Here is a 552-nt window from a genome sequence, read left to right as displayed (position 1 = left end):
TTGGCTAAACAGCAGAGGCTTGCCTCAAGTGGCCGTTGGTGAAGTGTACATTCCTGCAACCAGTGCAAACTTAATTGAGTCGAAGTCATTTAAGCTCTACCTAAACAGCTACAACCAAACCCGTTTCGCGAGTTGGGAAGAAGTAGCAGAGCGTTTAACGCAAGACCTATCCGCATGCGCGGGCGAAAAGGTATTGGTCGAAGTGAACCCTGTAGGTCACTACACCAACCAACCTATCGTGACAATGGAAGGCGAATGCATTGACGACCAAGACATTGAAATCAACAGCTACGATTTTGATGCAGATTTGCTAGCAGGTGCTGCTGGCGAAGAGCAAGTAGAAGAAGTGCTGCATAGCCATCTATTGAAATCGAACTGTTTGATCACCAACCAGCCAGACTGGGGCAGCGTTGAAATTCGCTACCAAGGTGCCAAGATCGATCGTGAGAAGTTGCTGCGCTATTTGGTGTCTTTCCGTGAACACAACGAGTTCCATGAGCAATGTGTAGAGCGTATTTTCACTGACCTGATGAAATACTGCCAACCAAACAA

The 552-nt window shown here is 47.3% G+C and carries 1 pseudogene; it reads left to right on the top strand.

Annotation, left to right across the window (positions count from 1 at the left end):
- A pseudogene (gene queF, locus R7Q48_RS30030) lies at positions 1 to 552 on the top strand (NADPH-dependent 7-cyano-7-deazaguanine reductase QueF); the annotation flags it as partial.

It is taken from the genome of Vibrio sp. 378 (assembly GCF_033339435.1).
This window is presented reverse-complemented; position numbering and strand designations above follow the sequence as displayed.